This is a genomic window from Deinococcus soli (ex Cha et al. 2016) (assembly GCF_001007995.1).
In the GTDB taxonomy this organism is placed as follows: Bacteria; Deinococcota; Deinococci; order Deinococcales; family Deinococcaceae; genus Deinococcus; species Deinococcus soli.
In genome coordinates this window covers 617,172-630,872 of record NZ_CP011389.1, presented here as the reverse complement: position 1 = coordinate 630,872, position 13,701 = coordinate 617,172, and the positions used below count along the sequence as shown (strand labels likewise).

12 protein-coding genes are annotated in these 13,701 nt (G+C 69.1%); 11 read left to right on the top strand and 1 reads right to left on the bottom strand.

Annotated elements, in window-relative coordinates; all coding sequences use genetic code 11:
* Nucleotides 1-118 precede the first annotated feature (118 nt).
* From SY84_RS03110 to SY84_RS03095, 4 genes are all read left to right on the top strand, one after another.
* A complete protein-coding gene (locus SY84_RS03110; RefSeq protein WP_046842786.1) occupies nucleotides 119-2,200 on the top strand; it encodes a S9 family peptidase in 2,082 nt (693 codons plus the stop codon).
* Complete coding sequence (locus SY84_RS03105; RefSeq protein ID WP_046842785.1) at nucleotides 2,197-2,991, top strand: alpha/beta fold hydrolase; 795 nt, start codon at nucleotides 2,197-2,199, stop codon at nucleotides 2,989-2,991. The genes SY84_RS03110 and SY84_RS03105 overlap by 4 nt, the downstream gene beginning before the upstream one ends.
* A gap of 89 nt (nucleotides 2,992-3,080) precedes the next feature.
* On the top strand, nucleotides 3,081-3,908 hold the full coding sequence (locus SY84_RS03100; RefSeq protein ID WP_046842784.1) for an alpha/beta hydrolase: 828 nt from the start codon (nucleotides 3,081-3,083) through the stop codon (nucleotides 3,906-3,908).
* 127 nt (nucleotides 3,909-4,035) lie between these two features.
* Entirely contained in the window at nucleotides 4,036-4,839 is an 804-nt protein-coding gene (locus tag SY84_RS03095) for a M12 family metallopeptidase (protein ID WP_046842783.1), read from the top strand.
* Nucleotides 4,840-4,897: 58 nt separating this feature from the next.
* Here the strand turns inward: SY84_RS03095 and SY84_RS03090 are convergent, their stop codons facing one another.
* Nucleotides 4,898-6,217: an Nramp family divalent metal transporter gene (locus SY84_RS03090; protein WP_046842782.1), complete on the bottom strand. Its 1,320-nt coding sequence runs from the start codon at nucleotides 6,215-6,217 to the stop codon at nucleotides 4,898-4,900.
* A gap of 559 nt (nucleotides 6,218-6,776) precedes the next feature.
* Between SY84_RS03090 and SY84_RS03085 the strand changes: the two genes are divergently transcribed.
* From SY84_RS03085 to SY84_RS15760, 7 genes are read left to right on the top strand one after another with little or no spacing between them, the layout of a single operon-like run.
* Complete coding sequence (locus SY84_RS03085; RefSeq protein WP_046842781.1) at nucleotides 6,777-7,784, top strand: hypothetical protein; 1,008 nt, start codon at nucleotides 6,777-6,779, stop codon at nucleotides 7,782-7,784.
* The gene (locus SY84_RS03080; RefSeq protein WP_046842780.1) at nucleotides 7,781-10,498 is read left to right on the top strand and encodes a beta strand repeat-containing protein; all 2,718 of its coding nucleotides are present in this window, start codon (nucleotides 7,781-7,783) and stop codon (nucleotides 10,496-10,498) included. Before SY84_RS03085 ends, SY84_RS03080 begins: the two co-directional genes overlap by 4 nt.
* A 12-nt stretch (nucleotides 10,499-10,510) precedes the next feature.
* The gene (locus SY84_RS03075; protein WP_046842779.1) at nucleotides 10,511-11,017 is read left to right on the top strand and encodes a phage tail protein; all 507 of its coding nucleotides are present in this window, start codon (nucleotides 10,511-10,513) and stop codon (nucleotides 11,015-11,017) included.
* A 9-nt stretch (nucleotides 11,018-11,026) separates the two neighbouring features.
* Nucleotides 11,027-11,539 (top strand): phage tail protein, encoded by a 513-nt coding sequence (locus SY84_RS03070; protein ID WP_046842778.1) that lies wholly within the window; start codon nucleotides 11,027-11,029, stop codon nucleotides 11,537-11,539.
* Nucleotides 11,540-11,598: 59 nt separating this feature from the next.
* The gene (locus SY84_RS03065) at nucleotides 11,599-12,114 is read left to right on the top strand and encodes a phage tail protein (protein ID WP_046842777.1); all 516 of its coding nucleotides are present in this window, start codon (nucleotides 11,599-11,601) and stop codon (nucleotides 12,112-12,114) included.
* 18 nt (nucleotides 12,115-12,132) lie between these two features.
* A complete protein-coding gene (locus tag SY84_RS03060; protein WP_046842776.1) occupies nucleotides 12,133-13,197 on the top strand; it encodes an ABC transporter substrate-binding protein in 1,065 nt (354 codons plus the stop codon).
* Nucleotides 13,194-13,694, top strand: coding sequence for a GNAT family N-acetyltransferase (locus SY84_RS15760; protein WP_052751025.1), 501 nt, complete (start codon nucleotides 13,194-13,196; stop codon nucleotides 13,692-13,694). Before SY84_RS03060 ends, SY84_RS15760 begins: the two co-directional genes overlap by 4 nt.
* Nucleotides 13,695-13,701 lie beyond the last annotated feature (7 nt).

Here is a 13,701-nt window from a genome sequence, read left to right as displayed (position 1 = left end):
GGGGACTGCGCTGCCCCTGATTCTGCGCTGCGCCGGATGGCCCAACCGACCCACCCCGGCAGGGGCAGCCGGTCAGGTCCAGCAGTGCACCCCGGGGCGTGCCGCTATGCTCCGGGGTATGACCTCTGCACCTCGCGCTGCCCGCAAGGGCGTCCTGCACGATATTCACGGCGTCCAGCGCGCCGACGACTACCACTGGCTGAAAACCCAGGGGAAGGCCGACCCCGAGGTGCTGACCTACCTGAGCGCCGAGAACGCCCACCTGGACGCCGTGATGGCCCCGTTGCGGGACACGCAGGCGGCGATCTACCGAGAGCTGCTGTCGCACGTGCAGGAGCAGGACGACCAGCCGGAGGTCGTGCGCGGCGCGTACGCGTACTTCCAGCGCACGCTGGAGGGGCAGGCGCACGCGATCTTCATGCGCCGCCCCCTGGCGGGCGGCCCCGAGGAGACCCTGCTGGACCTGAACGTCCTGAAGGTCCGCGAGGGCCTGGAAAACGTGTGGGTGTACCGCGCGGTGCCCAGCCCGGACGGGCGCCTGTGGGCGTACCTGCTCGACACGACCGGGCAGGAAGTCTTCCAGCTGCGCGTGCTGGACACCGCCACCGGCGAACTGGTCGGGGCGCCCCTGACCGGCCTGAGCGGCTGGGTGCTCGACTGGAACGCGGCGGGGACCGCGCTGTACTACGCCACCGACGACGCCACGCAGCGCCCGGATTCGATCTGGCGGCACACGCTGGGGCAGCCTCAGACGCAGGACGAGCGGCTGCTGCACGAACCCGACGCGACCTTCCGCGTGGCCGCCCTGACGACCGAGGACGGCGGCACGCTGCGACTGGTCAGCCAGAGCAACATGGCGCAGGAGTGGTGGGTGCTGGACACTGCGCAGGACGGCGCGCAACCCACGCTGCTCCTCCCGCGTGAACGCGGTACCGAGGTGCCAGTCCTGACTGACGCCGGGGACCACTGGCTGGCCCTGACGAACCACGGAGGCGCGGAGGAATTCAAGCTCGTGCGCTTCCCGAAACGCGCGGGCACGCTGGACTGGGCCGACGCGCAGGACGTCCTCCCGTACGACCCGGCGCGGCACCTGACCGGCCTGCTCCTCTTCCGCCATCACCTGCTGCTGTCCGGGCAAGAGGGGGGCTTCACGCGCCTGTGGGTGCTGGCCCGCACGCCCGGCGGGTACGGCCCGGCCCGCCGCGTCGAGTTCCCCGAGGACAGCGTCACCGTCCGCATCGGCGCGAACCACGTCTTCGACACGGGCCGCGCGCGGATCGTGTTCACCAGCCTCACCCGGCCCGTCGAGCACCTGGACCTCGACCTGGACAGCCTGGGCACCACCCTGGTGAAGGCCACGCCGGTCCCCGGCTACGACGCCAGCCTGTACGTCAGCGAGCAGACCTGGATCACCGCGCCCGACGGCGAGCGCGTCCCCGTGAGCCTGCTGCGGCGCCGGGACACCCGCCTGCCCGCGCCAACGCTGCTGTACGGCTACGGCAGCTACGGCTTCAGCATGGACCCCGCGTTCTCCATCGCGCGCCTGCCGCTGGTGGACCGGGGCTGGGTGTACGCCACCGCACACGTCCGGGGCGGGTCCGAACTGGGCCGCCGCTGGTACGACGCCGGGCGACTGGCGCACAAGATGAACACCTTCACCGACTTCGTCGCCGCCGGGGAGGCCCTGAAGGCGGACGGCACGGCGCGCGAGCTGGTCGCTATGGGCCGCAGCGCGGGTGGCCTGCTCATGGGCGCCGCGCTGAACCTGCGCCCCGACCTGTGGACCGCCGTGTTCCCCGGCGTGCCCTTCGTGGACGTGCTGAGCACCATGCTCGACGACAGCATCCCGCTGACCACGAACGAGTACGACGAGTGGGGCAACCCCAACCACGCCGATCAGTACGCCGTGATGGCCGCGTACAGCCCCTACGACAACCTCAAGGCCGCCCGCTACCCGCACCTGTTCATCAGCACCGGCCTGAACGACCCGCGCGTGGCGTACTGGGAACCCGCCAAGTTCGCCGCCCGCGTGCGCGACCTCGCGGGGCCCGGCAGCGGGACGGTCGTCCTGAAGACCATCATGGGCGCCGGGCACGGCGGGTCCAGCAGCCGCTACGAGTACCTCAACGAGATCGCCGAGGAATACGCCTACGCGCTGGCCGCCGTGGACGGCACCCTGCCCACCCTGGACGCCCCGTGATCATCTCCGCCGCCGACGGCACCCCGCTGTTCGTTCAGCAGCGGGGCGAGGGGCACCCCCTGATCCTCCTGCACGGCCTGGGCAGCCACAGCGGCTGGCTGGACGCCGACCTAGACCACCTCGCCGGGACACGGCGCGTGATCGCCCTCGACAGTCGCGGGCACGGGCGCTCGGGCCGCCCCACGAGCTTCACGCTGGCCGACCACGTCAGCGACGTGCTGACCGTCATGGACGCCCTGGGCGTCGCGCAGGCGGCCGTGATGGGCACCAGCATGGGCAGCTACGTCGCGCAGGCCCTCGCCACGACCCACCCGGGGCGCGTCTCGCGGCTGATCCTGGTCGTCCCGAAGGCCAGCGGGCAGACCAGCGGCACCGCCGCCCTGATGGCCCGGCACGAGGATGAACTGCGGGACCTGACCCCGCAGGAGGTGCAGACCTTCCTGCTGGAGCGCATGTTCGCCCCCGGCACCCCTCAGGCCATCCGGGCCGAGGTCGCCCGCCGCACCGCCGACGACCACGCGGCCGGACTGGCACAGACGCCAGGGCAGGCCGAGGCCGCCCGCCGCGCCCTGGAACGCTTCGACTTCCGGCCCGGCCTGCCCCGCGTCACGGCCCCCACCCTGATCCTCAGCGGCGCGCACGACCCCCTCAACCCACCCCCCGCCGGAGCGGAGATCGCCGCCCTGATCCCCCACGCCCGCCAGGAGGTCCTGGCCCACAGCGGGCACTTCCCCGCGCTGGAGGAGGCGGAGCGGTACCGCGCGCTGGTGGACGCCTTTCTTGGGGAATAGGAAGTGGGGAGTGGATGGAGATTGACGTGGCCGGTCGGGTCGCGCGCACGCTGTCGACCATCACCCATCACCCCCGTTAGACTCGGTTCATGCACAACGAAGCGTGGACGGTACCGGGCGCACCGGTCGAGGGGTATCTGTGGCGGGCGGCCAGCCCGAAGGCGGCGCTGCTGCTCTCGCACGGGTTCGGGGAGTACGCGGGCCGCTACGTGGAGCGCTACCACCGCCTGATTCCCACGCTGGCCGACGCCGGGATCAGCGTGTACGCCTACGATCAGCGCGGCCACGGAAAGTCCCCCGGGCGGCAGGCGGTCTCGGACCTGAACGTGCTCGTCGAGGATCACCTGAAAGCCCGCGAATCCCTGCGCGCGCAGCACCTGCCGGTGTTCGCGCTGGGGCACTCCATGGGCGGGCTGGTCACGGCGGCCAGCGCGGCCCGTGATCCGCGTGGCCTGAGCGGCGTGATCCTGTCCAGCCCGGCGCTGCTGGTGGGGGAGAAGGAACCCGCGTGGCTCAAGCGGCTCGCGCCGGTGATCGCGCGCATTGCGCCGGGCCTGAAGACCAGCGACCTCGGCACCGGCGGCCTGTCGCGCCTGCCCGACGAGGTCGCCGCGTACGAGGCGGACCCGGTCATGTACCACGGGAACGTCCCGGCCCTGACCGGCGCGACCATGCTGGGCCTGAGCGGCCGACTGTGGCCCGAGTACGCCCGCTGGACGCTGCCCACCCTCACCCTGCACGGTACGGCCGACAGGATCACCGACCCACGGGGCAGCCAGCGCTTCCACGACGCGATCGCGTCCACCGACAGGACCCTGCACACCGTCGAGGGCGGCTACCACGAACTCCTGAACGACGAGCCGCGCGAGGAGGTCCGTCAGGTCATCCTCGACTGGCTGCGCGCCCGCACGGGTTGAAGCGGGTCTCCCGGAGGCGTCGGGTGCCGGAGTGACCCATCAGGGGCAGACGTTCGCGTCGCCCCTTTACTTTTCATCAAACCTTCACTATCTTCGCGGGGTACACCACACAACGGAGGTTTCACCCATGCGCGTCGCGTCTTCCCTCATTGCCCTGTCCGTCATCCTGGCTGCCTGCAGCCCGTCCCCCACCCCCGACGCCCGCACGGCCCCCGAGAAGGCCCCCGCGACCCTGATCATGCCCGACGGCACCGAGCAGCAGGTGATGGGCTTCAAGCAGGACGGCTACCTGATGCTCGAGGACGACATCATCCTCGCGGACCTCAGCAGCGCCAAGGTCGGAAAGCAGGGCACGTACGTTGTCGACACCCGTTACCGCTGGACGGGCCGGACCATCCCGTATACCTTCGCCGCGAACGTCCCCCAGGCGATCCGTGACCGCGTGGCGGCTGCCGCCTCCACGATCCGCTCGACCACGAACGTGGTCGTGACGCCCCGCACCAGCAGCACGCAGCGCAACTACGTGGAAATCACGTACAACACCGGCACCAGCTGCGCGTCCAGCCTGGGCATGGTGGGCGGCAAGCAGACCATCACCCTGGCCGACCGCTGCACGACCGGCTCGATCATCCACGAGTTCGGGCACGCCATGGGCCTGTTCCACGAGCAGACCCGCCCCGACCGCGACAAGTCCGTGACGATCATCTGGGCGAACATCCCCGCCGACTGGCAGAGCCAGTACCAGATCCGCAGCGGCAGCGCCGGGTACGGCGCGTACGACTTCGACTCGATCATGCACTACCCGGCGTTCTTCGACGGGAAGATCGCCATCCAGCCGCTCGACAGCAGCATCGACCTGAACCGCATGGGGCAGCGCAACGGCTTCTCCACGACCGACAAGAGCACCATCAACGCCATGTACCCCCGCTGACCGCGGAAGCAAGAAGGGCGGCCCGGTCAGGTGAACCGGGCCGCCCTTCATTCACGCGTCAGCTCGTGAACGCCCCCCACAGCAGGTAGACGTTCAGGCCAATGATGATGCTGGCGAACAGCCAGCCCAGCCCGGACACGAGGGGTCTACTGGTCAGGACGCCCATCACGTCGCGCCGCGCGGTGAACAGCAGCAGCGGGATCAGCGCGAACGGCACGCCGAAGGACAGGATCACCTGCGACAGCACGAGCACGTCCGTGGGATTCAGGCCCAGCAGGATCACGATGAACGCCGGGAGCATCGTGATCGTGCGCCGCAGCCACAGCGGAATGCTGAAGTTCACGAAGCCCTGCATGATGACCTGCCCGGCCATGGTGCCCACCGCGCTGCTGCTCAGGCCGCTGGCGAGCAGCGCGATGGCGAACGCGGTGGCGGCGGCCGGGCCCAGCAGCGGCGTCAGCGTGCGGTAGGCGGTTTCCAGGTCCCCGGCGTTCTCGACGCCCTTGCCGTAGAAGGTGGCGGCGGCGACGGCCAGCATGCTCATGTTGATCAGGCCCGCCAGCCCCATCGAAGCGATGACATCCACGCGGTTCAGGCGGCTCAGGCGCAGCCTTTCGTCGTCGTTGCGGGTCGGGACGCGCCCCTGCGTCAGCGCTGAGTGCAGGTAGATGACGTGCGGCATGACCGTCGCGCCGATGATCCCCACCGCGAGGTACACGCTGTCCACGCCCTGAAAGCTGGGAATGAACCCGCGCCCCAGGTCGGCCAGGGCGGGGCGGGCCACCACGAACTGCGTCAGGTACGCCACGCCGATGACGGACACGAAGCCCCCGATCACAAGTTCCAGCGGGCGGAAGCCCCGGCGCTGGATGGTCAGCAGCCAGAAGGTCAGCGCGGCCGTGATGCCCGCGCCCCAGATCAGGGGCAGGCCGGTCAGCAGCTGAATGGCGACCGCCGCACCCAGGAATTCCGCGAGGTCGGTCGCCATCGCCACGATCTCCGCCTGCACCCAGTACAGCCACACGACCGGGCGCGGCCAGCGTTCCCGGATGGTTTCCGGCAGGTTCTTGCCCGTAGCGATGCCCAGTTTCGCGCTGAGGTTCTGGATCAGCATCGCCATGAGGTTCGCGGCGAGGATCACCCACAGCAGCGCGTATCCGAACTGCGCGCCGCCCTGGATGTTCGTGGCGAAGTTCCCGGGGTCCATGTATGCGATGGACGCGATGACGGCCGGGCCCAGGAACGGCAGGATGCGGGCCAGCCCGCGCTTCTGCGAGTGCCGGGCCAGGACGGCCTCGGCCCGCTCGGTCATGCGGTCGTCCAGGCTGCGACCTGCCGGGGGCGACACGGACTCGGTGGTGGGGGGACGACTGGCCATGTCTCAGATTAGGAGGGCCTAAAAAAACTGTCCAGTCCGGGAGGAGCAGCCATAAGGTCAGACCAAAGGTCGCGGTGCGAAGACCGGTTCCCCAAAGGCACGACCAGCAGCCTCTCACGCAGGACCTGGCCGGACTACAATGGGCCACTGGTTCACGACCTGTCACGTGGTGTGGCAGAGAGGTGATTACGCCAGTCAGGCCAGACGGGAGCGCCCACGGCCCAGCGTGGAGTGGCGTTCAAACGGCGTTCCGTGGGAGACGAGGTCGCGTGAGATGTGCCTGAGGTTCAGGTCTGGATCAGGCGTCCTGACGGTTGCCTATGGGGAGCCAACCGCCCGGACCGACCGGGACTGACTGCACCAGCGTCAGGCTGGCCCAGCGTCCAAGTGGCGTGACCTGGGGAGGACGGTACGGCTCAGGTCGATGGGGGGTGGTCGTCTTGACTGCTGCTGACATGGTCTACCTCCGAACTGGGTGAACTAACGCTTTTCATCTTATACTGATGAAGATCACATTCACCTAGGCCCGGACCGATCCCCCGTCGCCACAAGGAGCCTCATGACCTCCCGTCTGCCCTTCATTGCCGCCCTGTTGTGCCTCGCCGCCTGCGCGTCACCGCCCCGCCCCGCGCCTCCGGCCCTTCAACCTCTGGGCCTGATCGAACTGTCCTTCTCGGCTGGTGGAATCTCCAGCGCGCACCTGCTGCCGCTGGGCCCCCAGGACCTGACCGATCAGCCGCGCGGACTGCAACTCAGGCCACTGAGTATCGCCGTGTTCAACACCGGCACCCGCAACGTCGACGGTGTCCGGTACATCAGCGCGACCTACCGTGTGCGCAACGCAGACGCGGACGGCACCGCCAGCCCCACGCCCCGCAGCAACCTGACCCTGATTCCCGTGTCCGCCGGGGACACACTGGCGGGCACGCCCTACCGCGCCGTCACCACCTTCGCGGGCGGCAGCGTCGCGCCGGCCGTGGTCCGCAGCGTCCTGCCCGGACACGGTCTGCGCTTCGATCCCCTGCGTGCGCAACCGGTGCTGAACCCAGGGGGCGAGGACTTCCAGGTGTTCACCGAAACCGAGATCGCCCCGGGCAGCCTCCGCAGTGGAAGCGGAGGCTCTCTCTCGTACGCCGACCTGGGCGTCCAAACAGTCTTCCCCTACGGGTACGTGGTCAGAAACGTAGCGGGTGGCCGCACCCTGAGCGCCAGCCCCGCCGCTGACCAGTTCGACGGACAGGTCACTCTCTCGGTGCGGGTGCCCCTCCAGGCGGACGACGCTGGCCAGACCCCCGCCGAAGGTACCCGGCGCGACCCCTGGGCCTTCCGGGTGGTGCTGCTCGCCGTGCAGGACAGTGCCACGCGCGTCACGCAGAGCCCCGACGAGCAGACCGACAACGCCCTGGTTACCCAGCGCGCCGCTGCCGAAGCCGCCACGCAGGTCACCGTCCTGCCTGGCAGCAGCTACGCCGGACCCGTCCCGGCCCGCTGCGTGAACCAGGTGCGGACCGCCGGGCTGGCCGGTGACCCCGGCGCCACCTATCTGATCAAGGGGGTCTGCCCATGAACCGCCACGCCACGATCCTGCTCACCATGAGTGCCCTGCTCGCCAGCTGCGCGCGCCACACGGCGACCATGCCGGGAGCCGCACCTGAAGCGCCCCCAGCCCCCGGCACCACGCCAGTCACGGCGCAGCCCGGCCGCTCCCAGCCCGTGCATCCCCTGGGGCTCGTGACGGTCAACTTCAGCGGCCTGACAGCTCCATCCGGACCGGAGGTGAGTGCCAGCGTGCCCGGCGGGCTGACCGGATCGGGCCTCGCGGATCTGGGCAGCATTCAGCTGCGGGCGGCGTCCAGCGGCACCTTCACGACCGGGACGCGCGGCGTCGATGGCGTGCGCTACCTGTACGCCACCTTCCTGGTCCGCAACGCCACGGCCGCCGGAACCGCCTACACCACCCCCCGGCAGAACCTCACGCTGATCGCGGCCAGCACCCCGTCCACACTGAATAACACGCCGTTCAGCAGCCTGAAACGCTTCGACGGATCGGACGCGGACCCGACCATCGCGCCGCTCATTCAGCCCACCACTGGACTGACCTTCGACCCGCGAACAGGCCGCCCGGGACTGCTCAGCGGCGCACAGGACCTGCAGGTGTACGCCGAGAACGAGGTCGCCGGGATCTCCGGGGTGACGCGCGCCTTCCCGTTTGGCTTCGTGACCAGGAACCGCACCCGTACCGACTCCCGCACCCTGAACGCGAACCCGGGCAGCAGCGCGTTCGACGGCGTGGTCACGGTCGCACTGAAACTGCCCCTCCAGGCCAACGTGGCGGACGACCCCTACACGTTCAACATGACCTTCGCCGTGGTGGACGACAGCCTGACCCGCGTCACCGAAAGCCCCGAGGAGCAGGTCGGAGGGGACGTCGCCGCCCGCGCCACCGCCCTGGGGGCCCAGGTCGCCGTGCTGTGCGGCAGCACGTACAGCGGCACCCCGCTGTTCATCGGGTCGGCCACCACTGCCGGGGCACCCGGCACACGCGCCGCCCACATCGGCGGGGACGTGGCCCTCAAATCCCTGCCGACTGCGTATGCCGCCACCGGCAACACCACCCTGTCCACCAATTCCGCCAGTGGCCTCGGCCGCTTCTACAGCGTCTACCCACCCACTCCGGGCGGCGCCACGCCCACCCTGACCTTCACCGGCAACGGCAGTGCACGCGGCGGCATTCTCAACATGAACGCCGACGGGTCCTTCGCGTTCACCTCCAGGGTCGGGGACGGCGCGGGCGCGACCCTGACCCGCAACGCCGCAGACACCTTCACCTTCAGCGGCGGCACCCCCACCGCAGATACCCTGCGCTACGGCCTGAACACCAGCACCGGCTGCACCGGCAGCAATCAGGCCGCCCCCGTGAACGTCAACGGGCGCGTGTGGTTCGTGAACGGCGCAGGTGGCAGCGGCGACGGCCGCCAGTCCACCCCCTTCAATACGGTCAGCGCCGCCCAGACTGCCTCTGGGCCCAACGACCTGATCTACATCGCCAGCGGCACGTACAGCCAGCCGACCACCTTCACCCTGAAAAACGCCCAGGCGACCGTCGGGGCCGGTACGGCCCTGACCGTAAACGGCTCGACCCTCCTGACGGCCGCAACGGCCCCGCTCCTCCAGGTGACCGGCGGCGCCGGCGTGACGCTCGCCAGCAACAACACCCTGACCGGCCTGAGCGTGCAGGGAAGCACCGACGGCATAACCGGCACGAACTTCGGCACCCTGAACGGCACCCTGACGCAGGTGAGGGCCAGTAACGGGCTCGCCCTGAACCTGAAAAACGGAACAGTGAACCTGACCTCCACCCGCCTGGACGCCGCCAACCCCGCCACGAACGGCCGGGGCGTCAACCTTGAACAGGTGGGCGGCACCCTGACCGTCACCGGCAGCGGCTCAGCCGGCTCAGGAGGAACGATTCAGACCGCAGCCAGTGCCGGCAATATCGGCATCCACCTGCAACCCGACACCGCAAACCTCACCGTGAACCTCAACCGCATGGTGGTGCAGCAGAACCATGTCGGCGTGCAGTTCACGCCATTCGGCACGGCCAGTACCGGCACCCTGAACCTGAGCGTGCAGGACAGCTCATTCCAGAACAACACAGCCTCCAGCGTGTACCTGAACCCCACAGGCAACACCAGCAACACGTACCTGATCCGGAACAACAGCTTCACGCACGCCGGAACGGGCAACGGCGTCACCTACGAGGCGCAGCGCCCGACCGGGAGCACCAGCGTGGATCACGGCAGGATTCAGAACAACACCCTGTCCCTGTCCACAAGCGGCAACGCCAATCCCATCGATCTGGCCCAGCGAGTGGCAGGTTCAGCCCGCTTCGAGGTCAGCGGGAACACCATCACCAGTTACGGCCTGTATGGCATGCAGTTCCGGACCATGGACGGTGCCGCGCGCATGGACGTGATCCTGACGAACAACAATGTTTCTAGCCCTGCCCATCCCAACAACCTTGACGGCATTGCCTTGACCAGCAGCACGACGTCCGGTCAGGGGAACTTCCTGTGCGTGAAGCCTATCGGTAACACCAGTGTCGCGCCCAACCCCGCTCCCATTTCGGGATTCCGGCTCCGGCAACTGTTGGGCAGTACCTTCCAGATTGACACTGCCGCGCCCAGCTCTGCGGGCGTCACTGCGGTCAACAACGGCTCGACAGTCCGGCTGAGCGGCACCTTCGCCCCCGTGGCTGGCACCTGCCAGGCCCCCAACTAACCAGGAGTCTGTATGGCTGATCCCTTCCTTGCTGAAATCCGCCTGACCAGTTTCAACTTCGCGCCCAGGGGCTGGGCTCTGTGCAACGGACAACTGCTGCCCATCAACCAGAATCAGGCGCTGTTCTCCCTGCTGGGCACCACGTACGGTGGGAACGGCCAGACCAATTTCGCGTTACCCAACCTACAAGGGCGCATGCCGATCCACGCAGGAAACGGCTACACCCAGGGACAGGCGGGCGGAGAAGTCAACCACACCCTCACGCTGACCGAGCTCCCCCAGCACACCCACACCGTGCAGGCCAGCTCGCAGGCTGGCACCACCCCGGTGCCCACCGGCGCTGTCCTGGCCGCGCCTGCTCACGGCGGCAACCTGTACAGCTCCGGAGCAGTGTCTGCCGCACTGGTGGGCAGCACCGTGGGGGGGGCGGGAGGCAGTCAGCCTCACATCAACATGCAACCGTCCCTGGTGCTGAACTACATCATCGCGCTGGTGGGCATCTACCCCTCGCGGCCCTAAGGAGTCGTCATGTCAGAGCCTTACATCGGCGAGATTCGTCAGTTTGCCGGAAACTTCGCCCCTGCCGGCTGGCTCTTCTGTAATGGTCAGCTACTGCCCATCTCCGAATACGACGCGCTGTTTGCCCTGATCGGCACGACCTACGGCGGTGACGGCCAGACCAACTTTGCATTGCCCAATCTTCAGGGCCGTGTGCCGATCCACATGGGCAGCGCCCTGGGGACGACCTTCACGATTGGCAGCACAGTGGGAACGGAGAACGTCCAGTTGACGACCAACCAGATCCCGTCCCATAGCCACTCCCTGGGTGTGGCCGCCACCGCCACGACCAGCGCGCCCGGCGGCAACCTGCTGGCGCCACCCAGCACCGGGGACCTGTTTCTGGAAGACACACCGTCTGCGGCCATGAATGCCAGCAGCATCACGGCGAGTGGGGGCAGTCAGCCGCACAGCAACATGGCGCCCTACCTGTGCGTGTCGTTCATCATCGCGGTGTACGGCATCTTCCCCAGCCCCGCCTGAGTCGTGGGTCCGGGCGCCGGATCCACCACATCAGCCTCCATTCGCTCACAGAGGTTTTCATGTCAGAAGCGTACGTCGGTGAGATCCGTATATTCGCAGGTAACTTCGCGCCGTACGGCTGGGCATTCTGCAACGGTCAGATCCTCCCCATCAGCCAGAACACCGCCCTGTTCTCCCTCCTGGGCACGACCTACGGTGGCAACGGCACCACCACTTTTGCACTGCCCAACCTGCAGGGCCGCGCGCCCATGCACTGGGGCACTGGCCCCGGACTCACACCGCGCAGCCTGGGCGAAAGTAGCGGCACGGCTGCTGTCACGCTGCTCTCCACCCAGATGCCTGTACACACCCACACCCTGAACGCCGCGATTGACCCGGCAGAGAGTGACAATCCCGCCAACCTGGCCCTGGCCCGCGGCTCGAACGTCACCCCCTACGTGCCCACTCCCAACGCCACGCTGAGCCCATCAACCCTGAGTATCCAGGGCGGCAGTCAACCCCACAACAACATGCAGCCCTACCTGACCATGAACTTCATCATCGCGTTGCAGGGCATCTACCCTCCCCGCTCCTGAGCGGAAAGCTGGCGCGCCATGACCAATACACAACCGCAGACCACCCGCCGCCGCCTTCTCAAGGTCCTCGCTGCACTCAGCGGCGCGGCCCTGCCCGCCGCCGCACAGGCCGCGCCTCGCCGCGCTGCCCGCGTCGCCGTGGTGCTGCCTCGACGCAGTCCCTACCCGGCCATGGCCGGGACATTCATGGCCGGCCTGACCGGCAGTCTGGACGGCCAGCACGTCACCCTGAGTACGGTTCAGACTGGCCCGACCCCCCGCGCCGTGGTCGAGGCGGCCCGCGCCGCCCTGCGGGACAGCCCGGACCTGCTGGTGCTGCTGGGCGACGGCCTGACCCACGCCGCGCAGCCCGCGCTGCTGGAACGCCCCACCCCGGTCCTGGCGGCGGAGTTCGGCGTGCAGCGACCAGACCTGCACCGGCCCGCCCCGCTGGCCCTCACGGCGTCCTTGCACAGCTGGGAGGCCGAGTGGGCGCACGCCCGTACCCTGGCCCGCCAGGGGGGGGTGTATCTGCTGATCTCGCACCTGGACAGTGGGTATGACCTGCCCTTCGCGGTGACCAGCGGACTGCAGGCCGGACGCGGCACCCTGAGCGGCACAGCCCTGTTCGATCCGGCCGCGCCGGACCACGCAGCCCTCGTGCGCCAGATCCGGGAGTCCGGCGCCGCGCACGTACACGTGCTGGCCAGTGGCACGGGCGCCGCGACCGTGGAGGCCCTGCGCCGCGCCGGGTTCAGCGTGAGTGCAGGGGGCCTGACGGCGCCGGACTTGAACGTGCCGCGCGCGTTGGCTCACGCCTCAAGCGGCCTGTCGCCCGTCCAGGCGCTCGGCTTCGACACCGGCCGCTGGATCAGCGCCGCCCTGAGCGGCCCGCTGAATCCCACCACGATCCACACCGCGCTGGCCTGCGCCACCGTGACCGGGTCGCGGGGCACCCTGAACGTGGACGGCCACGGCGTACTCCGCGCGCCATTGACGCTGCTCGGGGCCGGGAAGGCGCAGCCGCTGACGTCACCCAGTCTGCTGAACCTGGAACCGGCGGGGCTGCGCAGCGGGTGGCTGCACACCTACCTGCACGCGTGAACCACCCGCCCCACCCTGACCTCCCGCGCGGCTGGCAGGAGACCGGCCCGGACGATCCGTTCGTCCGGGCGGTTGCCGCTTGCCACCGGGCGCACCTGAACGCCCTGCCGGACGCCATCCGCAACCAGATGCATGACCTGCAACACCGCGCGCAGCAGCAGGCCTACCGGGCGGCGTACCCGGATCACCGCACCTACCTCATCAGTCACCTGTTCCCGGCCGGCGCGGCGGCACCGGAAGAGACCATCGGGTACGCCCTGGTGAACTGGGATGAGGTCGTCACCCTGATCGATGTTGCTCTGCACCCGGACTGGCAGGGCCGCGGCCATGGAGGCGCGGCCCTGGCGGCCCTGCAACGCTGGGCAGACCGGCCCGTCGTCCTGAACGTGGCCCGGGGCAACCGCGCCGAGGGGCTGTACCGCCGCGCCGGATTCCAGCCCTGCGGTGGGGACGAGCTGAACCTGCGGATGCGCTGGGTGCCCGCTGCCTCCCCCTAGCCAAATC